The following is a 24,892-nucleotide window of genomic DNA, read 5'->3' as shown; positions in this document are numbered from 1 at the left end:
GCTCACCCGCGGGCTTGTTAATCCCTGGATGTCGATCGCGCTGCAGCATCAGTAAAAACCAGGATAAGTTTAGTCCCATCCCGGTTCTGCTTTAAACATACAAAGCAGTTGTGTTTAACTTCAAGATATTTCACTATGAACAGTGAATAAACGCACCGTAGAGGAAGCATTTTTTGCTTAGCCTGATGGATAAATCAGAAGGCGGCCAGGGATGAAAAGCTGAACTGGCTTTTGATGTGAGGCTGAATGCCTCTAGATGAATACATCTGAAGTAAATAGATGTTAAACCTGCCAATTCTACAGCAGGTATGAAGAAAACTGAGCTTATTGCATTGACGCACGATAACACTTTTGGTTAGTGCGTTAGTCTTAAGCCAGTTCTTCATGCCCGGAAAATCCACCCATGTTAATCACGCATGAATTCTCCTTCATCACCGAGCTGGGCGTTACTCCGAAAGCTTTACGGAATGCATGACTGAAATGAGTCAAATCAGAGAAACCGTGATCCAGAGCTATCTCTGAAACACTTCGTGCCCCGCCCTGAACAAGGGCATTTCTGCAGGCGGTCAGACGTTCCTGCCATATAATAGCAGCCGGAGTTTTCTGATGACGCGCAAAAGCACGGGTTACAGTGCGGACGGACACATGATGCGCTTTCGCAATGCTTTGCAGACTTAGTTCGGAGTTCTTCAGATTACGACTGATATAGTTACGGGGTTTGAAGTCCAATGGAACCAAAACGTACGCTATTTAGGTAACTGTATGATTGTCTGATATATCATAAATTATCAGACGTTGTAAGACGGCAGGCATAGAATGTCTATTAAATCGTATTTTTATTATAATAGACACAAGGTGTCTCCTATCCGATTTAAGGTACATTATATGCGACTTTTTGGTTACGCACGGGTCTCAACCAGTCAGCAGTCGCTCGAGATTCAAGTTAAGGCACTTAAAGAAGTAGGTGTTAAAGCCAACCGCATCTTCACCGATAAGGCATCAGGTTGTTCATCAGATTGCAAAGTACTCGACCTGCTTCGGATGAAGGTCGAGGAGGGTAATGTTATCCTTTTGAAGAAACTGGACCGTCTTGGCCGTGACACAGCTGATATGATCCAGCTGATAAAAGAATTCAATACTCATGGGGTTGCCGTCAGGTTTATTGACGATGGGATAAGCACCGACGGCGAAATGGGAAAAATGGTGGGCACCATATTGTCGGCTGTTGCACAGGCAGAGCGACGGAGGATCCTGGAACGTACGAATGAGGGGGAGACAGGAAGCAAAGCTTAAAGGTATTCATTTTGGCCGAAGGCAAACCGTTGACCGAAACAGAGTGACAGCCCTTCACAGAGAAGGGACTGGCGCAACGGAGATTGCCCGACAGCTCAGTATCGCCCGCTCTACTGTATATAAAATTATTACTGATGCCGCGAAACAGTGATGAGCAGTAACAAACCAGTACATCCTGGTTTGTTACTGTGTTGAACACAGAGCCGCGAAGGGGATGTTACCCTGCCGGCTCTGCTTCAGAGAAAGGATAACCAGGCCATAGCGCCCGCATCAGAATGCCACGTTCAGCGTCAGGTTTCCGGCGTTCTCCTGTCGCCCGTTTTCACCGTAAACTCCGTTCCATCCCAGCGTCAGGCTGGTCTCATTTCCAGCGTCTGCCAGCTCAAGGCCGGCACCGGCCACGGCGGCATCGGCGCTGAGCGGTGCCCCCCGCACGCGGAAGCCGGCGCCGGTATCCGCAAACGCCATCTCCCGCTCCGGTGTTCCGCCGCTCAGCACATGCCGCCACGCCACATCGGCATAAGGCCGCACGCTGACCCTGCCGGCCTTCAGACGCCACGAGGCGCGCAGTCCGGCGGTGGAAAAGGTGCTGGTCTGGTCGCCACCGGCAGCCTGCAGCGCGGCCTCACCACCGATTTCGCTGAAGCTGCCAAGCCGGGTTTTCACGGCCGTGATTCCGGCATACGGCTCTGCAGTAAGGGCACCGGTCTCCATGACGTATCCCGCCTCGCCGAACGCCTGCATCACGGACGCATGCGCGCCCGCCTGCTCCTGCTCGCTGAAGCCTTCAAAACTCACGTTGCGGCGCGTGTCAAGGTCGTGGTGGCTGTATCCCGCGCCGGCGCGCAGCGCAACCGGCCCCCACTGACCGCCGGCGTAGAGTCCGAAAAGCTGATCATCGCTGCCGGTGCTTCCGCCGCCCGAACGCCAGGAGGACGAGCCGGTGCCGGCCAGCACGCCTGCCCTTAAGCCCCAGTCGGTGCCCCCGTCCACGCCCACCATCATGCCGGACGCACTGCCGTCAAGCGAACCGGCTGACGGTCCGCCCCCCGAAAGCGAACCGTCTGACTTCCAGGGCCGCACCCAGGCGTCTACGCCGCTGCCGTGATGTTCACGCAGGCGGTCCAGCGCCGCTTCACGCAGGAAGCGGCTGTTTTCAGCCAGCGCCGTGGCAGAGGAGGCATATGTTTCGCCGGACAGGCTGTCGAGCGCAGTGCGCATCTGCGGCGCGTTCAGCACCGCCAGACTGCTGTACAGCAACCCCAGAGGAGAGAAGCGTTCAGCGGCCTGAGCTGCCTCGCGCTGGTTAAACGTCTGCGCCACGGAAGCGAAGCTGACGTCGTTACGTACCAGCCGCAGCGTGACGCGGTCGGATGTGTAGCCCAGCTGCGGCGCCAGGAACGTGTAGTCCGATGCGACGCCGTCAAACTGACCGCTGACGCCCCCCGCCGCCGTCAGGATGGTGTAGGTGGCCAGCGGTGAGTAGGTGCCGGCCTCACCCATGTGGAGGACCTGACCACCTGCGAGGGTGGCCCGGCCGGAGACGGAGAGCAGGTCGCTGTGGCCGGTGGCGGGGTCCGTTTCCCAGCTATAGACGCTCCCCTTATCCATGTTCAGGTCACCCAGCACGCGCAGCGTGCCCGGCGAATTGCCGGGTGCCACGGTGCCGCCGGTGCCGACATGCACGCTGCCGGTGCTGCCGCTGCCTTTCAGGGTACCGCCGCGACTGACGTCAACCGTTGACGTCAGGGGACCGTTGGCCGCCAGCGTGCCACCGTCTCTGATGCTGACGCTGCCGCCGAGGGCGCTGGTTACGTTGACTGAGGTCTGACTGATATCCGTGTGCCCGCTGAATCCTGACGTGTCACCCGTGATGCTGAGGCGGCCGGTGCCTGTCAGTGCGTACATCCCGGTGCCGCTGATACTGCCCGCCTGAGTGGCTTCACCGCTGTCAACTGCCAGGTTCACGGCCCCGGTCAGCAGCAGGGGATTAAGCACTGTGATACCGTCGCTGTAGTCGAGGGTTGTGCCGTCGTCGAGCGCAATGGTGCCGGTGCCTGCTGCTGACGATGTTCCGAGGTCAAGCTTACCGGCGGTCACGTGCGTCCCGCCCGCATAGCTGTTGCTGCCGGTGAGCGACAGCGTCCCGGTGCCGGATTTGACCAGGCCACCCGGTCCGCTGACCGTGCCGGAGAGGCTGCCCTGACGCCCCGGAGCCACGTTCACCTCGCCAGACCCGGCAAGGATTGTGCTGCCGGTAATGCGGAGGTCACCGTTCTGTGACCCCAGCGTTCCGCCACTGAGGCGCAGGGTAGCGCCGGGGGCCGTAATGATATCGCCCTGCGTCTGCAGCGAGCCGTTTTCCAGCGCCAGGGTGCCGCTATCTGCGTTCACGCCGGCTGAGTATTCATTAATGCCCGTCAGCCGCAGGGTGCCACCGCTGACGGAGAGGCCGCCGAAGGTGTTGTGCCCCGTCAGCGTCAGTTCGCCGCTGCCGGCCTTGGTCAGCACGCCGCGCCCGCCGATGTCGTTACTCCAGATGTCGCTGGCGTTGTAGACCGCCCCCGGCTGCGTGTCATCGGCCGCCCGCGCGGCGTCCATGGTCACGGTGGTGCCGGCGTCAATGGCTCCGTAGCCGTTGGCCGCCCGGAACAGGTCAAGACGTGCCCAGCCTTCGCCGTTATCCAGCACGATGCCCGATGGCAGTTCGGTCGTGCGCAGCACCTCCCGCAGCTGGTCCGCGCTCAGGTAGGGGAAGCGGGTCATGATGAGGTATTCCGCGCCCTGTGGCACCACTGCGGGCTTATCCCCCGGCCCCACCGCGGGCAGGCTGTAGGTCAGCCGGCTTTCCCAGTCGGCCCGGTTTCTGGTGTAATTGCCAAACGCATCGCTGCTGCCTCCATCCGCGCACGCAGCAATAGTTTTGCCGCCGCAGGCCTTCAGCATTGCTGCACGCACGTTTTCTGCCGTATTTTTTACGGCCCCTGCCAGCCCGCCGCCGGCTGCCATTGTACCGGCAAAAGCCCATTCCCCCAGCATGCGCCCGGCGATGGTGTCCAGCGGATAGTGCACGCCATTGACGATGCGGTGCAGCCCGTACTCACTGGCCCGGGTCATTATCTGCTGGTAGCGTTCGGGAAATATCCAGGCTGTATAAAGTGAGTCCATATAGCCGTTGGTAGTATGACCACTGGGAAAGGACGACCCGCCGGCACCAACCAGATTATGAATACTTTTATCCACCAGGAAAGGACGAAGGGTGTTGTAGTACTTTTTTGCATCCCCGGCGGCGGCATAGGCAGGCGTTCCCTCCCGGCTGGCCAGCTGCCACCCCGTTCCGTCAATGCCGGGATTCAGGGGCTGCAGCCCGCCCAACGCTGGCCCGGCTATCTGGGTGGCAGAATAATTGGTGTTATCTGCGATGGCCGCGCGCTGGTCGGTCTTTGTACTGGCGCCCATGATGTCTTTCACGTCCTGCAGGTTCTGCGCAATAATGTCCGGCCGGTTTTTTTGTATGTCGGTAAAGCCGCTGAGTATCTCATGTGCCTGTTCGGCCCGGGTGCCACCCTGAAAAAAAAGCAGGCTGATACAGATGGCCGGGACAGTTCGCCTGAATAAGTATTGTTGCATTTTTTACCCCTGAGTAAGCCCTGCCGGGCCGGATTAATCACGCGGACGGAAACGCCCTCCGCAAACTTTTGCTCCTGAGAATATTTCTGATTCTTCAGAACTGCCAGCGCACGCCAGCCTCAAAACTGTTCGCCTGATGCCGGACGGACAGCAGGCCGGACCAGCCGGCGGTTACCGCAACAGTATCGCCTGCGCGCCATTCGGCCCCGGCCTTCAGCAGCATTGCGTCACGTGGCGCATCGGGGGCCCGTACGGTAAAGGCATTCCCTGTACTGAAGTGCAGGGTGGCGTCCCGGCTGACAGCGCTAAGCGCGTGCTGCCAGCCCGCACGACCGTAAACATGGAGCTGCTCCACGGGCGAAATCTGCCAGGCGGTATTGCCCTCTAATCCGGCCACTGACTGCAGTGCATGCACTTCCTCCCGCCCGGCGCTCAGCGCGGCCGCCCCGCCGCTTTCCTGCAGCGCATTCCGCGAAAGCGAAACCCAGCGGAGACCGGTGAAGGATGCCAGGACCGCCGGACCGGAAAGCAGGTCATATGCCGCACTGCCGAAAACCTGTACTGACCGGGCGCCGTAATGGGACGTATCAGTGTCACGCTGGGTACCGTAAGCCACCCTCCGTTCTGTTTCAGCACGATGCACACCCAGCACGCTGCCCGCGCTGAGCGTCAGCGCGCCCGGCGTCCAGCTGCCATACGTCGACAGCCAGCCGTTGTCACCCGTGGCGCTGCCGTCCGCGCCCCCGTCCACCGATGAACGGGTGTAGCTCAGAGCAGCGCCTGCCCGCGCGTAGCGTCCGGTCAGGTCTGCCCCAAACAGCGCGCCGTACGCACTGTCGTCATAGCCATAATCCCCTCCCTGCCCGGCCGAATGGCCCTGAGCGCCCAGCAGTTTCCCCCATAGTCCGTGACCGGCCTGCGCTTCTGTAGCGGAGGGAGCTCCGGCACTCTGCAGGTGGTCTTCGAGCGCCGTCCTGACGGCAGCGGACTGATCCGCCAGGCTCTCCAGCACGTCCGCATGCAGCTGGCCGCTGAGGGTGCTGAACGCACTTCGGGCCTCACCGGCACTGCTGATGCCCAGCAGGGACTCGCGGACCGGATGACCGGCGGGAAGAGCGTCAGCCGCCGCTGCCACCGCGCGGCTGTTAGCCGTGCCGGCAAGAGCGGTAAAAGGAGTGGCATTGCGCCCGGCGGTCAGCGTCACGCCCGTGGCGTCATAGTCGGGATGCACGCCAAGAAAAAGCCAGGCCGGGGAAACCGTGCTGAAATGCCCGCTGAAGCCGCTGGCTGCGTCAAGGATGCGGAAGCGCCGGCCGTCCAGCGACTGCACCTCCCGCTGCGTCAGCAGGTTGCCGGTTGATGCGGACAGGGCGGACAGGTCAGCGCTGCTGAGGGTGATGCGTCCGTTGCTGTGCAGCGCGTCGCTGCGGCCGTCCGCCGAAATCGTCGAGACATAGTGCGAACCGGGCTCCAGGGTTACGTCACCCGCGGCAGTCAGCGTGTTGCCTGCGGCGCCGGGTGACAGGGTCGCACCGGAACGTAAGGTTATGCCACCTGTATGGCCACTGCCGCCAAGGACTGCTGAGCTGTCGACGGTCATGGTCCCCGGCAGCGTGCCATTAACGGTAAGACGGCCGGCATGGACCTCAGTCGGGCCGGTCGCCGTGCTGTCGCCGTTCAGCACCAGCGCGCCGGCACCGCTTTTGGTCAGGGGGCTGCTGCCGGTAAGCGGTGCCGCAATAACCGCTGTGTCTCCCGCAGCGGGCACGCTGACCGTCAACCCGGACGGGTCCATGCCCAGCGCCTGACCGATGAGGGTATAGCCGCTGACCAGAAAACGCAGCTCACGTGCCGAAACCTGCCCCCCGGAATTGTCAACGGTGACCGTCCCGGGGGCGCCGCGGAAAATGGCAGTTTTGCCGCCCCAGCCGTCGTTAATCAGGCCACCCGCCCGCGTCCAGTTTTCAGCCGACATGCCACTTTGCCAGGCGCCGTTACCGCCACCCGCGCGTCCGTCCGCCATCGGGGTGCTGCCGTCCCAGTACTGTTCATCCGGCAGCAGTGAGTCCAGCCGGAGAATGATGAACTGCGTCTTGCGCTGCGTGGTGCTGAAGTTATTGTCAGACACCAGAATGAGCGACGTGTGGCCGTCAGGCAGCGTGGGGCCGAAGCTCATCCCCTCCACGTTATCCACCTTGGTGTCCCAGGTATTCAGCACGCCCGCAAGCGCTTTCGAATCAAAAATCAGGGTCTTGCTGACGGGCAGCGTGCTGCCCGCACTCAGGGACGCGCTGCCGCTGATGTCCGGTGCTCCGGCAACGTCCACACGGTAGATGCGGATGGAATTATGCGATTGACTGGTCGGAGCGGTGCCCGCCCCTTTACCGTCCCAGGCTCGCTCCATCACCAGGAAGCTGCTGCTGCTCACGGCCAGCAGTTCGGACACGCCGTTGCCAGAGATGCCGTCCATGCGGTACGGATACTGCGCGAGCACCCTGCCGTCTTCACTCAGGCGGGAGAGGCGGGTTATGCCGCTGTCCTGCGCGCGCGGCGCCTCCCGGATGACCCAGAGCGCCCCCTCGTGGGTGAAGGTCATACCCTCCAGCTGGATGTTGCCCCCGCTGCCGGTCACGGTTTCCGGCGGCCGGATGGTATCGCGTGTCGTGCCGTCAGCGTGGAGGTGATACAGCACATTTTCGGACTCCGAGCTCAGCCACAGGCCGTCACCGGACGGGTCATGGCGCACCGACTCGAGCCCGTTGGTTTCGGGCTGCCAGGCCGGATTATTTAATGGGGTGACGCCGGTGAAGCGGATGCCGTAGCCCGGCTGTTCGGGTGTAAATACCGGCTCAAGCGTAAAGAGTGAGGTCTGCCCGGCGCCGCCCGGGCCCAGACCGAGACGGGTGTTATCGCGTGCGGCAACAAACTGCCCGTTGTCTCGGTTAAGGTCGATACCCGACAGGCCCCCGATGGTCCAGCCGTCATAACGCTCCCCCGTCGGAAAAGTCACATTGTTCTGATAGCTCAGTCCGCTCATTGCGGGTATATCTGTGCCATAGCTTTCTGTATTGCCACTGAATCTGCCGTCATCGGCCTGTGACGGCAGCGTCACCGCCATACAGGCCGCGCACAGCAGGCTGCGCCGGAAATTCTGACGCTGATCCCCCCAAAAAAACTCCATCACCACACCCATAATTTAAAGGAACTGTAAAGACGATTTTTGTTGAGGGGTTATAGAGGATTACTGTTTCATTTTTATGGCAGAAAAAGACTGAATTCAGACATTTGTAGCCGGAGAGATAAGTGGAGTGAAAAAAGCCAAGGTATACACAGCGAGGGATAAGTGAAGGTCAGAAAGATCCGTCGGGGCGGTCACTGATGCACCGGTGATATTGAGAACGCCAAGTTCGCTGGAAGCCCTGGGCCGGATGCGCAGTCATGGAGAAGAAACCGGAGATGAGGGTATCGCGCGCAGGTGTACGTGCATATTAATACGCTGGCGCATTATACGTTCACGTTGCCGGATGATATTCTGAAGGGGAAGCTGAGGGCATTAAATTTGTTTTAATTAAAACAACGAGTTACATCTTTAACGTGCGTTTTCGGTCCATTGGCCCTCAACCCCCATTATAAAGAAACGCTCATCAGCAAGTACTGTCTCCCCACTTGGTAACATCATTGTGAAGGTTCGGGACGCTACTTCTGGTCCTGTTAATGTTTTTTTCAATCCCGTTTCTTCAAATAATTCGCGTATAGCGGCCTGCTCGAAAGATTCATTTTTCTCAAGCCCTCCTCCCGGAGTTGCCCAGTATGTTTTTCCCCTTAGAGCATCATCCTTATGACAGAACCTAAAGAGCAGGACATTATTTTCAGGCGAAAGAATGATCAGTCGAGATGATGGTCTAATGCGCACATATCCCCCTAAAAAAAGCTTACATACTGATTCTCAATATTTATATAAACATAAATTGCAGCCTGAATCTCCCTATAGGTCTGTAATTTCTTACAGTTTTAATCTCACTCAACGTCCGCTTTTCGCTCTTAGCGGACGTTCATCTGATTCCGTCCGCTTTGTGCCAACAGCGGAAGTAGAGGTGCGGGTGGTGAATAAAAAAAGAGAGTGAAATTTTCATATGAAAATACGCGACAAAAGTTGATTACCCGAAGCTATTAATTAGTATCAGGTATACTCACCGGAATCAGGAATACAGAATGGCCATCGAAGTCCGTGAAGTTAATGCCGAAGATTATGAAGGCTGGATGTTACTCTGGAAACAATACCTCGCGTATGCCGGATGTGAGCTTGATATCACTATCACTCAGTCAACCTGGAACCGGGCCCTGTCAGCAGAATCTCCACTGATGTGCAGGGTTGCTGAGATGAATGGAAAAATTGTCGGTTTTGCCATTATCGTTTTACACGAGGGTGCCTGGATCACGCAGCCGCTATGTTACTTAGAAGATCTCTATGTGGATGAAAATAAGAGAGGTTTTGGAGCGGGGAAATCACTAATAGAAGCAATCCGCAAAGAAGCTGAGAAAAAATCCTGGGCAAAGGTTTACTGGGTTACACGTGAATCCAACCCAGCCCGTGCGCTTTACGATAGGCTGGCAGTACTGGAGGACTTTGTCCGTTATAGCATCAAATTATGAGTTTCCAGCAGTTTATAGGGCTGATGCCCGCACCTCCCTCACAGCTGACCTTACCGAGCGCGCATTTCCGATCCGTGCCAGGAGCAGACATTACTAGCATCAGTTTATGTTAATCAACGGGGAGTAGGTCATTGGGCTCCCGGTAACCGTTCAACAAAATGTGCTGGCGTGAAAGGTGAAGCAGAGATCCGTAAGCTGCCAGACAGGATCGGCTTTTAAACCGTCCTCAGGAAAGGGACCGGCTGACTCTGCTTCGTGTGATGGTAGCTAATCACCACATAATGTTAGATACAAGGACGGGGTTGGGGTTTTGCCACCATCAGCCCTGTAACCGGCTCTGCCGGGCTTACGGCGCCCGATGGCATCTGAAGCCGTCCTTTACAGTTTCTGGCGCCTCCATGCCGCTGACGCGGCATTAACGGGACAGGCTGCGCACTGCTCGCCTGTCCGGCTACGTCTGAGAGGTACATGCTATGCAGGTTACTGAAGCAGAACAGCGGGATTCAGAAGAGGCATACCGCCTGCTGGGTGAAGCCGTGCTCATGCTGGCCGATGCGGGACTTGAAACCACCCGCATAGGGCTGGCAGGGATATTCCGTTCGGAGCTCGACATACCTGATAAATGGTCACCAGGTATGGCGGACGTCATGCAGATCGTTATCGATAAGCTGGAAATTCTTCCGGATGTGGACAATGCGGAAACGCTCTGAAAGCACAGGCCGGGTTCACTCCGGTTATCCCTGGTATTGAAACCGGTGGCCATAACTCTTTTTTCGCTGTCCTGTTTGAGGACAGGCGCCAAGCTGCCGCCGGTTTGCAACCTGAAGCCGTGCCGGTTATAAATTGAGTTAATGACGTACCGGTTATGAAAAGGAGGATTCTGTGGAAGAAGAACAGGGACTGAGGATAGCGCTTTCGCCGGTGCAGCTGGCAGCCGTACTCTCTGATCGCAGCGTCAGTGAAGGTGAATCAGCCAGTAACCGTATATCCGGCGGGCTGGGGCTGGCGGGTGGCGTGGTGGAACTGTTCGGTGCAGGCGCCCTGTGCGTGGTGCCGGAGCCCACCATGCTGACCAAAGCCGGCTGCGTCTTTGTCGGAACGCACGGACTTGATACCATTCAGGCCAGTCTCCGGCAGGTCTGGACCGGCAGGCAGGTCAGTACCGATACCTTTAATTCCGCTGTGGGGCTCGCGGAATCCCTCGGTGCTGACCGCCAGACCGCCATGAAGGTTGGCCTGACGGTCGATATCGCCATACCGATGGCGTTTGCACTGGCGGCTGGCGCAGAGCGGGCCATTGCCGTACGCGGCGGGCGGTTCAGAATCGCTGAGCACGAGTCACTTTCAGGACGTGCGCCCGGTGGCCATACCATCGAACGACACATCGGCAAGTCGCCGGATGAGCTACGTGAAAGGCTTATCAGGGAGCCCAGGCTTGAAGAATCCAGCAGCTTTAAATCACTCCGTGAGGCAGAGGCAATCATCAGCCGGGTGCTGGCGGACAATAAAAATCAGATAGCGATGTGGGTGAAGAACGTTCCGCCTGGCATGCGGGCCCGCATGCGCCTGAGCCGGCGGTTTGCGCACCCCACGGGGATTATGGTACGCAAAGGAAATCAGGAGACCGTTACCTGTTATGCCGTCCGCGTGGAGATTGATTTCAGGTCATTTAACGGTAAACCCTGTTTTATTCTGACTGCGTTTCCGGAGGTATAGTGGACCGTATCAGCATCAGCGAACTGGATAATTTTATCGGCGTCTATTTCGGTCAGGACTACGTTATGGCCGAACCCGGGCATGAGATAGAGCCCAAAATTCAGGCCTACATTCACGACATGCCCGACGCGAATCTTCACGCCCTGCTGGCAGACATTGAACTGTTTCTGGACGGGTGCGACGATACCGAGCTGGATTTCCGGGCGCATTATAAGGGGGAGTTTGTGCCGGCGAACTGGGACACCACGGCGCAGGCGTTTCTGGCGCGGGTACAGGCCAGAGTGTCTGCCGCGCTTAAAAACCGTGAACGCTGATATCCAGCCGTCGATCCCCGCGAAGCAGTCAGCATTGCCGGGTCCCTGTTCCTCCGGGTTCCCTTTTTACAGGCTACAGTGAATGCCCGGGGTGGCTCAGAATAACGGACATGCAGCGGACGAGCCGCCAGTGAACAGCCGGATACATAACGTTGTATTTTACCCTGCACGGGCATTCTGTACGTGCGACCCGCACTTTTACGATTAACGATTTCATTCATCCGGGAACTGCCAGGAATAACGCCATGAACAGACATGAAGTGACGTCTGCGCTTTTCAGCAGCGCGGGATACGATGCGACCACCGGCGTGCTGGAGCTGGAGTACCGGAACGGCGCGTGCAGGCGCTGGCTGGCCGTGCCGGCAAAGGTGTATCAGGCCTTCTGTGCGGCCGCAGACAGCGACACTTTTTTCAGGACCAGCATCGATGGACGCTATCTCTCTGTGCGGGGCAGCCTCAGCCTGCGGCGCGACGTCTGAGGCCATCATCTGCGCGTACGCATCATAGTTCTCCCGCGCCTGCTGGCGACAGTAGCGGACGGGTGCCCTGCGCTCAGCCCGCACCCGGTAGCCACAGCGGCGCTGCCGGGCTGAATCCGTCAGCGTGGCCTGCACCCATGACCAGAACGCGCGACCGGGATGCGGCGTCACACTGTAACCGGCCTTTTTCATAATTTTACGGGCAATGCTCTCACTCCATTTGCAGATGAGTGAAAGTGCCCCGTTAATATCACCGCGCGATGTGAGAATGTTTATTTCGTGAAATTCGTTCATGGTTCCCCCGCTCCCTGTGTGAATTATATTATCGGCAGGGATTAATAATGACTTAACACGCATTTTTTATATTATGTTGCGACAGTAACAGGACGTTATTTAATTAAATAAACGCGCTGCGTGATAGAATGGTGACTTATTTATCCTGCAGGGCGACTATCCATGATTAAATATAAACCCGGAGTAATAGCGTTATGCGCGATTGCATTTATGCCCTGTTCGTTCGCTGCGGTGACGGCAGGATTCTCTCCCGGCGGCACGGCGCTGAACCTGATACTGCAGTTCGCCGGCAGCGCGCGCCAGAGCGTGGATGTGGCAGCCTGGGACTTCACTAGCCAGCCCGTGGCGCAGGCGCTGGCTGCTTCTGTAGCGCGGGGCGTGTCAGTGCGCCTGGTTGCCGATGAAAAGAAAAGCCGGGACCACTGGTCACTCGTCAGCGCGCTGGCCTGCGCGGGTGTGCAGGTGCGCGTCAACGGCATGTACAGCATCATGCACAATAAATTTATTGTTGCTGACGGAAGCGCGGTTGAAACCGGATCGTTTAATTACACGTCATCGGCTGAAAAAAGAAATGCTGAAAACGCGCTGGTTATTACGGGCGAGCCGGCAACCGCGCGACAGTATCAGATGGAATTTAACCGTCTGTGGAATGAATCTTCGCCTGTAGCCTGCTCAGCGGACAGGCTGAATTAAGAAACATGTAGGTCTCATATTCAGTATTGTGATCGGGAGGTGGCTTATTATAGCGGCAAAGAAAACATTTCCGGTGCGGTTTGCCGGCCAGCGCGGAACGCGGGAATGCGCAGCAGACTTCCGTGCGGATAAGCCGGAACAGTGGCAGCGCTGGCTGAAATACGCGCGGGATAATAAAGCCACGACGGTGGTGACCTGCCTGTGCCGGCCACCCGATGAGAACGCGCACTGCCGGCGCCTGAAGGTGCACCTTTCCCAGAAAACAGATCAGTGCTGGCTCGCGTCATGGCCTTTTTCCGGCCATGAGCACGCACCGGACTGCCGCTTTTATTCCGTCTGGTCAGATGAAAGGCAGGCCGCTATTTATGCACCTGACGCCGTAAAGGCGTCACCGGACGGGAACATTGTCATACGCCTTCCCACCGGTCTGCAGAAGAAAGATATCCTGGAAAAAAAACCGGATGCGCTCCCGGTCAGCGCCGGACCTGTTAAGCGGCGCCGGCAGCCCTCGATGCGCCCGCTGGGGTTGCTGCACCTGCTCTGGGAGCAGTCCGGCATCAACGTCTGGTACCCCGCCTTTGACCGGAAAAAACGCTATCCGGGCTGGGTCAGCTGGCGGCTGAATGAAGCTGCCGCACGCGTACGTATCGGACGGGTCCCGCTGCAGCAGTCGCTGCTTCTGATGGCCACGAAGGACTCAGCGCAGGCCGTGCAGAACCGTCATGTTGCCAGAGACGCCGGCAGCAAGTCACGCCGTCTCATCCTGATCTCGCAGCTGGCTGCCTGGAGTGACGCGGCCGATGCGCGACTGGAGTCCACGCTTCCGCTGGGACTGTTTGCCGGTTTTCCCGCGCTGCAGCTGCCTGATGACGTCAGAGCGCGCCTCGCGCGGAGCTTTTCGCGCGAACTGGGAGACTGGCGCCGCGGTGCCCGGGTCATGGTTATCTGTGAAACCGAGCCGCCGGAAACGGTTTTTATCCGAAGAGACGGGCAGAACCTGCCGCGCAGCAGCTGCAGGATAATCGATGCGGCGCTGATGACCGTCAGTCCGCGCTACATTCCCCTGGACTCGCGCTATGAGGGAATGGTCGAGACGCGTCTGTGGCAGGAAAAACGCGCGTTCATCAAGCCGCTGCGCTATGACGGTGAGGAAAATGTTTTCCCTGACTTTGTACTGACTGACGTTGCCGGCGCAGAAGCCCTGCCGATGGAGGTGTTCGGTATGAATACCCCGGATTATCTGCAGCGTAAACAGGTTAAAACGGTGACGTACGACAGAGAGTTCGGGGCCGGGCGATGGTGGCAGTGGGATGCCTCAGCAGACCCTGAAGGCCATGATATACCGGCCTTTCCGCCCCGCTGAGCACAGTTTAATGCAGGCAACTGTCCGGCTGGCGGCATATACTGACATTCTGAGTAACGGATACGCACTGTGTGGCAGACAGCGGCGTTACAGGTTCACGTCTTAAAGCTGAAAAGCTGTCAGAATGGAGTATTTTCATGGCCTTTCAGAGCCCGGCCCAGAACTACACCGAAACACGCCTGAGTCTGGGCGACCTCGTTCATCTTTCACCTCATTCAACCTACCTGATGCGCAGCGACAGCAGCTTTCCCGATGCCGGCATCGTGAAAGGGTCGGTGCTGGCCATCGATCGTTCGCTGGTACCGGAGCACGGTCAGCTCATTGTGGCCGAGTCCGACGGGGAGCTGACGCTGCGACGCCTGCTGCTCGACCCTGTTCCCGCCCTGCAGGCGCCGGATGCGGATGAAACCGTCACCCTGCTGGATGTGAGTCAGGGACTTCCCGTGTGGGGTGTGGTTGCCTACGCACTCACCGATGTAGCCGGGCTGGGATTCACCGGACCGGCGGGAGAGTAATCATGTTTGCGCTGGCCGATGCCAATAATTTTTACGCTTCCTGCGAAACCGTATTCAGGCCTGATCTGCGCAGTAAACCTGTCGTCGTTGTGTCGAATAACGACGGATGCGTTATCGCACGTTCGGCCGAAGCAAAGCGCATGGGTATAAAAATGGCCGCCCCGCTGTTTCAGAACGAGCGCTTTTTCAGGCAGAACGGCGTTCAGGTGTTCAGCTCTAATTATGAGCTTTAGTAAGTTACGTGGAATGCAACATTGACTGAGTAAGCTTTGAGCAGCAGTGTTGCTGTCAGAGGTGAACACAATGCCGATCCCACCGGATGAACACGTGCTGTTACTGGCCGAGCGCTGACTGAAACTGTTATCCGATCTGGGCCGGACACAGGCCACACTCGCCGCCTACCGCAGTGCCCTCCGCCACTATTTTGCTTTCTGCCGCCAGAACCGGATTGAACCTGAAAAGGCCCGATTTGAAGACCTGGCCGCGTACATCAGCCCTCAGCTGCCCGGCATGCCTTTTCCTGCGGCCAGCGCCACGCTCCAGCTGCGCCTGTCTGCGATCCGTCTCTGGTATGATTTTCTGGTTTATCAGGATATATGCAGTCTCAATCCGCTCCCCCGTGCGGGTTTACCCGGTGCCATTTATACCGGGCGGGGGCTGGTCCCGCGTATCACCCGCTTACCCGTAATACCAGATGATGAGCAATGGCTGAGATTTCTTAAACATGTTTCAGTTGCCTCCCTGCGTGACCGGCTGATGCTCGCGCTTGCCTATTTTGGTGCTCTCAGGCGTGCAGAGGTGACAGCTCTGGCGCTTGAGGATATTGACCCTGCTCATCGCCTGATCCGTATCCGTGCAGAAACAACGAAAGGCAGGCGGGAAAGGGTTGTATGTTATGGTCCGGATGTGACGCCGGTACTGGCAAACCATTTCCGGCAGCTGAAGCAGGCTGGCCGGACACAGGGTGCGTTGTTCCGTTCATTTTCTGATCGTAATTACGGTGCATCTCTTTCTGTGTGGAACTGGAGTAAAACCGTACGCAGATGGGCTCTGGATACCGGGCTTCCACATATTACAACCCATACCTTCCGCCATCTTCGTCTGACCCATCTGGCACGGGCCGGCTGGAAGCTGCATGAACTGGCGACTTATGCAGGACACAGGGATCCGCGCACCACTCAGATTTATATCCATCTGTCAGGTTCCGATCTGGCTGGCCGGATAACCGCAGCCGTGGCTGAAACCGACAGGAAGGTTGCCGGACTTATTTTTCAGGGGAGCCTCACTGATGAATGAAAAAAAACGGCCAGAGTCACTTATGTGCCTTTTAAACGCACAGACTATCAGCTGAGTGATGCGTTAAGCCCTGAAGAAAGAGACGCGATAAGTGCAGGCTACCGGCGGTCAGCTGCGCTCGATCGGCCTGGTTCTCTGCCGTTTTTACTGTTGCCCCTGCAGGACATAGCCTCGCGCAGCGATATCAGTGTCAGACTGGTCAGAATTATCATCCTTGCCGTTCTGGCAGAAACGCACCGGGCGGGTCAGCCCTGCTGGCTGTGGACGCAGGAAAGGTGGTTAACGCTCTGTCAGCAGCACAGTTCCGGCAGGCCTTTGCTTGTCGCCTTTGCCTTTCATCTCGGCCCGTTTCCCTCTGCGCTGAGCCTGCCAGTGCATGGCGCACCGTCGCTGTATGCCAGTGCCATCTACGGCCGGAGTATTGTCAGTCATGAACTTAACCGGCTGACAGATGTTCAGATCTCACTGGGATATGTCGGGCAGAATCAGAAACACAACCTGTCAGGTATGCTGGGTGTTCTGATGCTGATGAACAACGATCCGCGTCTTGAAACGTTCACGACAGAACTGCTGTGGCGGGGGCAGAACTGCCATGACCGGGGGATCGCAAGAGTGACAGGAAAAATATCCTATGCACTTGCTGCTATGGGAATTATAAAAAGCCCCCTGAGAATGCGTAACTATCAGGAATGGCATGAAAAGCCAACAGAAGGTATCGCACCTGACTGGGCCCGGTGGTGCCGGAAGTGGCGGGAAACGTCGGTACTCCGCCCCCGCTCCAGAGAAACTCAGTACAGTTTCATTCTCCGCTGCGGCCTGTGGCTTGCCCGGGAAAAGCCGGAAATATGCGAGCCGTCTGACTGGACAATGGAAACCTGCGCCAGCTTTATTGCAATGGTCGGCAGACTGAAAGTGGACGGGCTGTCACTGGACACAGTTAAAGGGGGCCGGCGTTCAAACCGCTCAGGAGAGCCCCTGATGCCGCATTCCCGCAGCCGGTTTGTTTATTCCGTTCGCCGTTTTATGCTTGATTATGAAAGCTGGGGGTGGGGCCGATTAAGGTTCAGTCCGGCCCGTCATCTGTCCACGCCGGACACGCCGCTGTTTCGTCAGGGCGTAAGTCCCCGTGTCATTGATGATCCGGTCTGGCTGAAACTGGTCTGGGCAAGCCTGAATCTGCGTCAGGAAGATCTGCTGAGCGAAATTCATTATCCCCTGTCTATGCTCCAGGCTATGGCGGTTATCTGGACACATGCCGGGCTGCGACAGAACGAACTGATGCGCCTGACAATCAGCTGCGTTACTCCGCAGGCGGATGACATTCCGCAGGAAAACGGCAGCGCTATCCCGGCCGGCACCCTGTGCTATCTCAGCGTGCCGGCCGGCAAAACGTCTAAAGCTTTTGTTAAGCCGGTCTCGTCTGTTGTGAAAAAATATGTCGATATCTGGCTCAGTGAGCGTCCTCAGGAGCAGGCAGCACTTACGGATGAACGCACAGGTGAAAAAGTTCGTTATCTGTTTCAGAACCGGGGTAAAACGGTGGGAAGAAATATAGTGAATCTCACTGTCATTCCGCTTCTGTGCGCCAGAGCTGGAATGCCTGCAGAAGATTCACGTGGTCCCATTACAAGCCATCGTGGCCGTGCTTCTGCCGTGACAGCACTGGCCAGTGTAGCCGGAGGCATGTCTTTACATGAGCTGATGCAGTGGTCAGGTCACTCATCCGCACAGTCGACAATGCATTATATCCGCATCCGCCCGACTCAGCTGGCCGCCTCGTTCGTAAAAGCAGACAGGGTGGCTCACATGATAAGCGTGCTGATTGACCACGATCCGGAAGCCGCGAGTCTGACCGGACCCGCGACGTACTATGACCTGGGTGATTCATACTGCATGAACCCCTTCTGGAGCAGCTGTCAGCACCGGATGGCCTGCATCGGCTGCGATTTTAACCTGCTGAAGGAGAGCGCGCGCGGGCTGGTACTGGAAAGCAAAGCCTCTGTCAGACGTTACCTTGAAGAAGTTCCGCTCACACCCGATGAAAGAGCCATCGTGGAACAGGACGCAGAGAAAATCGAACAGGCTCTTAAAAGAATGCCCCTTAAACCCGAAGGTTAAAACGGGCAGCTTTGTGCCAGAAGCAGACATTGGCAATTAAAAGTAGCTCCGAAAGGGTAACGACTGTGCTCAGTTGCCGCCTGAATTTACTTTTTCTGCACATTTCCAGTGAGCCGGACCTGAACACTGCAGCCCTCAAATATGGCTATCGCGCTGGGAGCCTTGTGAGGATCCTCAAACAATACGCTCTGGCGCCAATCCGCTCCTGACCATCGGAACCAAGTGTAAAAATAACGGCATCAATGTCTTTCGTCACATCAGTTAACGTTTCAGGCAGAGAAACATCACCATTAAAAATATCAGCGCCATGAGGAAGCAATTTCACTTTGCGCTGTTTTCTGACTAAAGCCACAGGTTGATGCCCCAATTCAATGGCTGTTTTCATGACATGAAGACCCATACTTCCTGTCGCTCCAGTAACGAGTTTTTTCATAATAAACCTCATTATATTAAAGGCTTATTTCGACATGCTCAGAATATTAATTATCATATTTTCCAGTAATGGGGTTAAAATGATTGTATCTATGACCACCTTTCATGAGTGCTCTGTGGAGGGAATACCTGATTAAGGAAATCGCCAATGCTCAAAGAAAACTTCAACGAACTCCAGATCTTTCTTGTTGTGGCAAGGGAGCGAAGTTTTACTAAAGCTGCCGGCAAACTCGGCGTATCCCAGTCAGCGCTTAGCCACGCGATAAAATCACTGGAAGAGCGTTTAAACATCCGTCTTTTGACCCGAACAACCAGAAGCGTTGCCCCGACAGAAGCTGGTGAGAGAATTATCGCCTGCCTTGAACCCCGTATTGCCGATCTTGAGCAGGAGCTAGAGTCGCTTATTCAACTTAATGGCACGGCTTCAGGCAATATCCGTTTATCTGCAGGAGAGCATGCTGCACGCAGTCTGGTATGGCCAAAGTTGAAACCTTTCCTCCAGGAATATCCCGAAATCCATGTCGATCTGGTTGTTGATAATGGTTTTGTCGATATTGTCGATGGGCGTTTTGATGCCGGGGTTCGCCTTGGTGAAAGCGTTGCTAAGGATATGATTGCCGTAAGGATTGGCCCGGATATGAGAATGGCAGTGGTTGGTGCACCCTCCTATTTTGCAGCTAACCCGGCGCCTGACACCCCGCATCAGCTTCAGAATCATCGATGCATCAATATGCGCTTACCGACGACCGGTGGTCTTTATCACTGGGAGTTCGAGAAGGATGGAAAGCCGCTACGTGTGAGGGTTGAAGGACAAGTCACGTTTAACCTGCTGGCAGAAAGGATCGACGCTGTTTTATCTGGCTTTGGCCTGGCCTGCGTGCCTGAGAATATGATTCAGGATCACGTAAAGTCAGGGAAACTTATTCAGATTCTGCAGGAATGGTGCCCCACCTTCCCCGGATATTACCTTTATTACCCAAGCCGAAGACAGCATCCGCCCGCTTTTGCGCTGATGATAGACGCGCTTCGTTACTCAGAGTAGCGGGTCCGCAGTTTGATGCAGACCCGCTTGAGTCTTAACGACCTACACGAGCCAGATGCTCAGGCGAGTAACGCTCACCGACGATTTGTATCGTTTCAAGCGCCTGTGTGATCTGAAGCGAATCATCCTTTGAAAGGATAATCTCTGCTGCTCCCAGGTTCTCCTCCAGACGGTGCAGTTTGGTGGTACCCGGGATAGGCACTATCCAGGGTTTTTGTGCCAGCAACCATGCCAGCGCGATTTGCGCCGATGTTGCCCCTTTTTCTGCAGCCAGTTCACCCAGTAAAGCGACCAGCTTTTCATTGGCTTCAAGCGCCTGTGCGGCGAAACGCGGCACGGTGCTGCGGTAATCATCCTTACCAAAAGTCGCACCAGGCTTAATTGCTCCCGTAAGGAAGCCTTTGCCCAGTGGGCTGAATGGTACAAAACCAATGCCCAGCTCCTCAAGCAATGGCAGGATCTCCTGTTCAGGCTCGCGCCACCACATTGAATATTCACTTTGCAGGGCAGTAACAGGCTGTACCGCATGCGCTCGACGAATAGTTTGAGCGCCAGCTTCGGAAAGGCCGAAATGTTTGACCTTACCTTCAGCAATCAGGTCTTTCACCGTTCCCGCGACATCTTCAATAGGCACATCCGGATCGACACGGTGTTGATACAGCAGATCAATAACATCTGTTTTGAGACGACGTAAAGACCCTTCAACAGCTTCGCGGATATGCTCAGGACGGCTGTTTAAGATTTGCTGCTTATTGTCATCGCCGAAGGTAAAGCCAAATTTGGTCGCAATAACGACGCGATCGCGGAAGGGCTTTAAGGCTTCGCCGACAACTTCTTCATTTACAAACGGGCCATACAATTCAGCCGTATCGAAGAAGGTAACGCCATGTTTGAACGCAGCACGAATGAGTTCGATAGCCTGACGGGTATCTGTTGCCGGACCATAGGCGTGGCTGAGCCCCATGCAACCGAGTCCCAGAGCTGACACTTCCAGCCCGGATTTACCCAGGTGACGTTTCTGCATTGAATTAATCTCTCTTTTTCGTGATTTAAACGTCAAGTTTGCGGCCAGTCAGCCATTCAACCATCGCAGGGTCACGATGCGAGAAGAAGGCACTGGTGGCGGTATCAAGGGCGGCAATCTGCAGCATATCTTCAGAACCGAGTTCAAAATCAAGGATATTGATATTTTCTTCCATACGTTCTTTTCTTACAGATTTTGCCAGTGAAACAATGCCACGCTGGAAGATCCAGCGCAGGACAATCTGACCCACGCTTTTGCCGTACTTTTCACCAATTGCAGTCAGGACAGGATGCTGAAACAGGCCATTTCTCCCTTCTGCAAAAGGGGCCCATGCTTCAGGCTGAACACCACGACTTTGCATCCATGGCACAGCATGCAGTTGCTGATTGAAGGGGTTAACTTCAATCTGGTTTACCGCAGGGGCAACCTTATTGAAGGCCATAAGGTCGGCAAGCCTGTCAGGATGAAAGTTGCTTACGCCAATGGCGCGAATTTTGCCGGCCTGTTGCATTTCTTCCATGGCACGCCATGCGCCATGGACATCGCCGTAAGGCTGGTGAATAAGGTACAGGTCAACGTAATCCAGCTGCAGCCGATTCAGTGAACGTTCAAACTGCGCTTTCGCACCTTCGTAGCTGGTATCCTGCAACCAGAGCTTGGTTGTCACAAAGAGTTCTTCACGTGCGATGCCGATCTGTTTCAGTGCGTTCCCTACCTGAGTTTCGTTCTGGTAGGAGGCCGCGGTATCTATCAGTCGATACCCCGTATCGATGGCATCAATGACAGCTCTCTCGCATTCAGCGGCATCTGACATCTGAAACACACCAAAACCCAGCAGGGGCATTTCCATACCGTTGTTCAGTTTTACAGTTTGCATGACGTTATCCTTCAGCTGTTGTATGAGAAAAGCATAACGCAAAGTGATTTATCCGATTAGATAGGGCAATTAGCTAGGGTTAATTAATTTAATTCATTAATCGTGACTGAACTCAGCCTTCGCTCGCTAACTGCCTACTGCAAATTTTTTTCTTTCAGAAACTGGCTGACTAAATCAGCGATTTGCACATTATTCAGGTCAGAGAACGGGAAGTGGGTATTACCTTTGATTCCCGCTTCAGGCAGATGCGTCACTGTTACATCTCCGCCATGTTTGTTCACCACATCGCGCCACTCGCGAGCCATAGCCAGACGTACTCGCCAGCTGTCCTGAGCCGGCATAGCTACAGGCTTATCCGGTATGTTATCGCCATAAATAATCAGGATCGGGATTTTAGTCAGTGCCATAAACTGTTCCATCGGAACAGGTTCACCTTTCAGTGTGTCAAATGCACTTGGCATTGGTGCAGGTAATTCTTTCTCGGGGAAAACAAAACTGCTACCCGGTTCGAAAGCTACAATGGCTTTAACCTTGCTGTTTTTCATTGCGGTGTACCAGCCGGGACCACCGCCCTGAGAGTGAGTGAAGAGAATAGCCGGACCAGATTTATCCACTACGGCGGACATGGCATCAGATATTACATTGATATCAAATGGCCCGGTATTCGGGGTCATCTGGCGGAAATACTGATTCAGAGCTTCTTTATCGTGAGAGAACTGGACGCCTTTAAAATAGTCTGGCCAGACACCTACACGGAACTGATTGAACCACATCTGTTCATCCGGCTTCGGCGTTACAGTGCCTTCTGCCGTTGTGCGTCCCGCACTGCCCCGACGCGGTTGGTCAACCAGATACGTTGAGAATCCACGACGCAGGAATATGTTCTGGAATCCTTCACGACCGTCCGGCGTACTTTCCCAGGTACGCGAAAACTGGCCTGCGCCATGCAACATGACCAAGGGATATTTATGAGGATTCTCCGGGATCTGGTAGAACACTGATGCATGATCGCCATGATAAGTCTGACCGGCGGAATCCAGCGGCTTCGTTGCGTCAAACTTCCCGGGAGCGGTTATGACAGTACCACCGGCAGAAAAGCTTCCCTGGTCCTTAATGACCAGAGGCGCGGCATAAATGGACTGAGTCACCAGACCACCTGCCATCACGCAAATGACCAGCGTTTTTAAGATTGTTTTCAAGATTACGTCCTCTGTTACGTTTGGCGTTCAATCATATCTGAGTTGTCAGAGAGGAGTATTTGGCCCCCTGTGATTACCCTTATCTGAGAGTTTTATGAGAACGCATAATCAGCTGCGTATCGTCTCTAACCAGCTCGTTACCGTTTCCGTGGTTCTTCGTTCCTGATCACATTCAATGGCCAGAGGTTTTTCCCGATGCGCATCCGGGGCAAGGCTTGCAAGAATATCGTCGCTGTCACCTTTGCCGTACCCGCCATGGGTAATGAAAGGTATAAGCAACTTCTCCGCCAGGTTATGGCCGCTCAGAAAGGTCTGCACTGCGGGCGGCACGCTGGTTCCCCAGACGGGGAAACCTAAATAGACAGTTTCGTAGCGTCCGATATCGGGCACGCTATTTTTTAAAGCCGGTTTTATTCCCCGGGCTCGCTCATTTTTTGCCTGCTCAACGGTCTTAAAATAGTCTTCCGGATAAGGTGCAGCCGGTTCGATTTCAAACAGATCGGTTTTCAGGCTTCGGTGAATGACACTCGCAATGACCCGTGTATTGCCGCTACGGGAAAAATACGCCACCAGAATACGGCTGTTGCCCTGAACGTTAGCAGTTCCGGGCGCCGCCGATGCCAGTGAAACGTTCGCCAGCGAGAGCCCGGCAAGCGCTGTGATCAACATTCGTCGGGTAGGATCATAGGGCATAACTGACTCCTTTATTTACGCGCCAGTGCCTGCTGTAGTGCTTTTTCAGCACGCATGGCGGCATCATTTTCGCCATGCGCACGCAAAACCTCTGCCAGCTGGCGCAACTGAGCTTCCGTCAGGCCGACCCGCATACTGGCACGGGTATGCGATAACAGCTGGGCTTCAACACCTGGCGTGGCCGCCAGTGCGCCGACCGTTGCCAGTTCACGGCTTTGCCAGTCGAGGTTATCTCGCGCGAAAATGTCGCCGAACAGGTGGGTTTGCAGGAACTGATTGATGGCCGGTGCAAAATCAAAAAGTGGCCCCTGGACGGGTGCCCCTGAGATTCTGGTCTGATTAGCGGTGCCGATCTGACGAAGTTCATCACCGACAGGGATGGGAGAAGCAGGTTCTGCACCCTCAACATCTTTAATGCCGCGTTGCTTTCGCGCTTTAACAACCTTCATCAGTGCACTGAGGGCATTCAGGCTGCGAGGAAAACCCGTATAAGCATAGAGCTGCACGAGAATTTCTTTGACCTCGTTTATTGTGAGTCCTGCATCCAGTCCCTGATTCAGTGCACGGTCCAGCTTATCCATCTGACTGCTGGCCATTGATGCTGCAATCAAAGGGATAGCCTGCTGACGGGTCGTCAGCGCTTCTGAAACGGTTTTTTCCTGGTTCATTTCTGAGGTTCCTTTCGCCGCTGACGCAACGTTTGTCAGGAGACCAAAACCAGCGGTGAGAAGTACCGCTGCCATCAATGCTTTAATGGGCATGGTATTGTTCATCTGTCACCTTCTCCATCCAGTTAGCGCTTTTGCCATCGACGATCCCCGTAATCGCCAGATGCGTTAGGGCGCTGTCAGGCGAAGCACCATGCCAGTGCCTGACGCCAGGAGGGCAGGAGACGACATCACCAGGGCGGATTACCTGCACAGGCTGACCTTCCTGCTGCGTGAGCCCGACGCCGGCAGTGACAATGAGTCGCTGACCTGCCGGATGCGTATGCCAGGCGGAGCGGGCACCCGGCTCGAAGGTGACGTAAGCGCCTGATACTCTCATGTTGTTATCAGGTCTGAAGAGAGGATCAACCCGGACGCGCCCGGTAAAATTCTCCGCAGGTCCATATACTGCGGCCTGACTTCCAGCTGGAGCAATCTGAGCTGAGGTATTTTGCTCCGCAGCCCAGGATGGGACAGTAAAAAGAGGCAGTAACAGCCCGATGTAGCGTAAATATCTGATCATGCAAAGCGTCCTTATCAGTCATGAGGTGGAA

19 protein-coding genes and 5 pseudogenes are annotated in these 24,892 nt (G+C 55.8%); 13 read left to right on the top strand and 11 right to left on the bottom strand.

Features of this window, described 5'->3' with window-relative positions:
- Positions 1–369 precede the first annotated feature (369 nt).
- Positions 370–711, bottom strand: a pseudogene (locus tag ACX8ZY_RS22785) (helix-turn-helix transcriptional regulator); the annotation flags it as partial.
- A 174-nt stretch (positions 712–885) separates the two neighbouring features.
- Between ACX8ZY_RS22785 and ACX8ZY_RS22780 the strand changes: the two are divergent.
- Positions 886–1,444: pseudogene (locus tag ACX8ZY_RS22780) on the top strand (recombinase family protein).
- 119 nt (positions 1,445–1,563) lie between these two features.
- Here ACX8ZY_RS22780 and ACX8ZY_RS22775 read toward each other — a convergent pair.
- The 3 genes and pseudogenes from ACX8ZY_RS22775 to ACX8ZY_RS22765 all read right to left on the bottom strand — a co-directional run.
- The gene (locus ACX8ZY_RS22775; protein ID WP_346530394.1) at positions 1,564–4,923 is read right to left on the bottom strand and encodes an autotransporter domain-containing protein; all 3,360 of its coding nucleotides are present in this window, start codon (positions 4,921–4,923) and stop codon (positions 1,564–1,566) included.
- Between the two features lie 94 nt (positions 4,924–5,017).
- A complete protein-coding gene (locus tag ACX8ZY_RS22770; protein WP_337016542.1) occupies positions 5,018–8,104 on the bottom strand; it encodes an esterase-like activity of phytase family protein in 3,087 nt (1,028 codons plus the stop codon).
- A gap of 444 nt (positions 8,105–8,548) precedes the next feature.
- A pseudogene (locus tag ACX8ZY_RS22765) lies at positions 8,549–8,836 on the bottom strand (NUDIX hydrolase); the annotation flags it as partial.
- Between the two features lie 299 nt (positions 8,837–9,135).
- Between ACX8ZY_RS22765 and ACX8ZY_RS22760 the strand changes: the two are divergent.
- The 11 genes and pseudogenes from ACX8ZY_RS22760 (at position 9,136) to ACX8ZY_RS22710 (ending at position 18,364) form a co-directional block, all read left to right on the top strand.
- Positions 9,136–9,576 (top strand): GNAT family N-acetyltransferase, encoded by a 441-nt coding sequence (locus ACX8ZY_RS22760; protein WP_346530424.1) that lies wholly within the window; start codon positions 9,136–9,138, stop codon positions 9,574–9,576.
- A gap of 473 nt (positions 9,577–10,049) precedes the next feature.
- Positions 10,050–10,286, top strand: a complete 237-nt coding sequence (locus ACX8ZY_RS22755; protein WP_346530426.1) for a DUF2767 family protein — start codon at positions 10,050–10,052, stop codon at positions 10,284–10,286.
- 172 nt (positions 10,287–10,458) lie between these two features.
- Entirely contained in the window at positions 10,459–11,292 is an 834-nt protein-coding gene (locus tag ACX8ZY_RS22750) for an RNase A-like domain-containing protein (protein ID WP_346530428.1), read from the top strand.
- Positions 11,292–11,606, top strand: a complete 315-nt coding sequence (locus ACX8ZY_RS22745) for a contact-dependent growth inhibition system immunity protein (RefSeq protein WP_129063545.1) — start codon at positions 11,292–11,294, stop codon at positions 11,604–11,606. Before ACX8ZY_RS22750 ends, ACX8ZY_RS22745 begins: the two co-directional genes overlap by 1 nt.
- 245 nt (positions 11,607–11,851) lie before the next feature.
- The gene (locus ACX8ZY_RS22740) at positions 11,852–12,085 is read left to right on the top strand and encodes a KTSC domain-containing protein (protein WP_033783562.1); all 234 of its coding nucleotides are present in this window, start codon (positions 11,852–11,854) and stop codon (positions 12,083–12,085) included.
- A 456-nt stretch (positions 12,086–12,541) separates the two neighbouring features.
- Positions 12,542–13,072: a phospholipase D family nuclease gene (locus tag ACX8ZY_RS22735; RefSeq protein ID WP_346530431.1), complete on the top strand. Its 531-nt coding sequence runs from the start codon at positions 12,542–12,544 to the stop codon at positions 13,070–13,072.
- Positions 13,073–13,100: 28 nt separating this feature from the next.
- A complete protein-coding gene (locus tag ACX8ZY_RS22730) occupies positions 13,101–14,435 on the top strand; it encodes a DUF1173 family protein (RefSeq protein ID WP_459261450.1) in 1,335 nt (444 codons plus the stop codon).
- Positions 14,436–14,572: 137 nt separating this feature from the next.
- Entirely contained in the window at positions 14,573–14,950 is a 378-nt protein-coding gene (locus tag ACX8ZY_RS22725; protein ID WP_346530435.1) for a S24 family peptidase, read from the top strand.
- A gap of 2 nt (positions 14,951–14,952) precedes the next feature.
- Positions 14,953–15,180: pseudogene (locus ACX8ZY_RS22720) on the top strand (Y-family DNA polymerase); the annotation flags it as partial.
- Between the two features lie 121 nt (positions 15,181–15,301).
- Entirely contained in the window at positions 15,302–16,246 is a 945-nt protein-coding gene (locus tag ACX8ZY_RS22715) for a tyrosine-type recombinase/integrase (RefSeq protein WP_346530455.1), read from the top strand.
- A 522-nt stretch (positions 16,247–16,768) separates the two neighbouring features.
- Positions 16,769–18,364 carry a tyrosine-type recombinase/integrase gene (locus ACX8ZY_RS22710; protein ID WP_459261447.1) on the top strand — a complete coding sequence of 532 codons (1,596 nt, stop codon included), beginning with the start codon at positions 16,769–16,771 and terminating at the stop codon, positions 18,362–18,364.
- A gap of 148 nt (positions 18,365–18,512) precedes the next feature.
- Here the strand turns inward: ACX8ZY_RS22710 and ACX8ZY_RS22705 are convergent.
- Positions 18,513–18,797: pseudogene (locus ACX8ZY_RS22705) on the bottom strand (NAD(P)H-binding protein); the annotation flags it as partial.
- Positions 18,798–18,944: 147 nt separating this feature from the next.
- Here ACX8ZY_RS22705 and ACX8ZY_RS22700 point away from each other — a divergent pair.
- Entirely contained in the window at positions 18,945–19,838 is an 894-nt protein-coding gene (locus ACX8ZY_RS22700) for a LysR family transcriptional regulator (protein ID WP_337016611.1), read from the top strand.
- A gap of 34 nt (positions 19,839–19,872) precedes the next feature.
- Here ACX8ZY_RS22700 and ACX8ZY_RS22695 read toward each other — a convergent pair whose 3' ends face one another.
- The 6 genes from ACX8ZY_RS22695 to ACX8ZY_RS22670 all read right to left on the bottom strand — a co-directional run bounded on the left by ACX8ZY_RS22695 (position 19,873) and on the right by ACX8ZY_RS22670 (position 24,861).
- Positions 19,873–20,862: an aldo/keto reductase gene (locus ACX8ZY_RS22695; protein WP_337016614.1), complete on the bottom strand. Its 990-nt coding sequence runs from the start codon at positions 20,860–20,862 to the stop codon at positions 19,873–19,875.
- Positions 20,863–20,887: 25 nt separating this feature from the next.
- On the bottom strand, positions 20,888–21,739 hold the full coding sequence (locus ACX8ZY_RS22690) for an aldo/keto reductase (RefSeq protein ID WP_337016616.1): 852 nt from the start codon (positions 21,737–21,739) through the stop codon (positions 20,888–20,890).
- Positions 21,740–21,873: 134 nt separating this feature from the next.
- Entirely contained in the window at positions 21,874–22,938 is a 1,065-nt protein-coding gene (locus ACX8ZY_RS22685) for an alpha/beta hydrolase (RefSeq protein ID WP_140034339.1), read from the bottom strand.
- Positions 22,939–23,046: 108 nt separating this feature from the next.
- Positions 23,047–23,631: a flavodoxin gene (locus tag ACX8ZY_RS22680; RefSeq protein ID WP_346530441.1), complete on the bottom strand. Its 585-nt coding sequence runs from the start codon at positions 23,629–23,631 to the stop codon at positions 23,047–23,049.
- Positions 23,632–23,642: 11 nt separating this feature from the next.
- Positions 23,643–24,404 (bottom strand): carboxymuconolactone decarboxylase family protein, encoded by a 762-nt coding sequence (locus ACX8ZY_RS22675; protein ID WP_337016620.1) that lies wholly within the window; start codon positions 24,402–24,404, stop codon positions 23,643–23,645.
- Entirely contained in the window at positions 24,382–24,861 is a 480-nt protein-coding gene (locus ACX8ZY_RS22670; RefSeq protein WP_337016622.1) for a (R)-mandelonitrile lyase, read from the bottom strand. Before ACX8ZY_RS22670 ends, ACX8ZY_RS22675 begins: the two co-directional genes overlap by 23 nt.
- Positions 24,862–24,892: the final 31 nt, after the last annotated feature.

This window comes from Pantoea sp. XAF26B01_ASV70 (assembly GCF_054512635.1).
This window is presented reverse-complemented; position numbering and strand designations above follow the sequence as displayed.

Bases quoted from the DNA above. Each gene is read 5' to 3' on its own strand.
- ACX8ZY_RS22675 (WP_337016620.1), bottom strand. From the start codon at position 24,404: ATGAACAATACCATGCCCATTAAAGCATTGATGGCAGCGGTACTTCTC.
- ACX8ZY_RS22690 (WP_337016616.1), bottom strand. From the start codon at position 21,739: ATGCAAACTGTAAAACTGAACAACGGTATGGAAATGCCCCTGCTGGGT.
- ACX8ZY_RS22680 (WP_346530441.1), bottom strand. From the start codon at position 23,631: ATGCCCTATGATCCTACCCGACGAATGTTGATCACAGCGCTTGCCGGG.
- ACX8ZY_RS22755 (WP_346530426.1), top strand. From the start codon at position 10,050: ATGCAGGTTACTGAAGCAGAACAGCGGGATTCAGAAGAGGCATACCGC.
- ACX8ZY_RS22735 (WP_346530431.1), top strand. From the start codon at position 12,542: ATGATTAAATATAAACCCGGAGTAATAGCGTTATGCGCGATTGCATTT.
- ACX8ZY_RS22760 (WP_346530424.1), top strand. From the start codon at position 9,136: ATGGCCATCGAAGTCCGTGAAGTTAATGCCGAAGATTATGAAGGCTGG.
- ACX8ZY_RS22695 (WP_337016614.1), bottom strand. From the start codon at position 20,862: ATGCAGAAACGTCACCTGGGTAAATCCGGGCTGGAAGTGTCAGCTCTG.
- ACX8ZY_RS22740 (WP_033783562.1), top strand. From the start codon at position 11,852: ATGAACAGACATGAAGTGACGTCTGCGCTTTTCAGCAGCGCGGGATAC.
- ACX8ZY_RS22670 (WP_337016622.1), bottom strand. From the start codon at position 24,861: ATGATCAGATATTTACGCTACATCGGGCTGTTACTGCCTCTTTTTACT.
- ACX8ZY_RS22770 (WP_337016542.1), bottom strand. From the start codon at position 8,104: ATGGAGTTTTTTTGGGGGGATCAGCGTCAGAATTTCCGGCGCAGCCTG.
- ACX8ZY_RS22710 (WP_459261447.1), top strand. From the start codon at position 16,769: ATGCTGATGAACAACGATCCGCGTCTTGAAACGTTCACGACAGAACTG.
- ACX8ZY_RS22725 (WP_346530435.1), top strand. From the start codon at position 14,573: ATGGCCTTTCAGAGCCCGGCCCAGAACTACACCGAAACACGCCTGAGT.
- ACX8ZY_RS22775 (WP_346530394.1), bottom strand. From the start codon at position 4,923: ATGCAACAATACTTATTCAGGCGAACTGTCCCGGCCATCTGTATCAGC.
- ACX8ZY_RS22700 (WP_337016611.1), top strand. From the start codon at position 18,945: ATGCTCAAAGAAAACTTCAACGAACTCCAGATCTTTCTTGTTGTGGCA.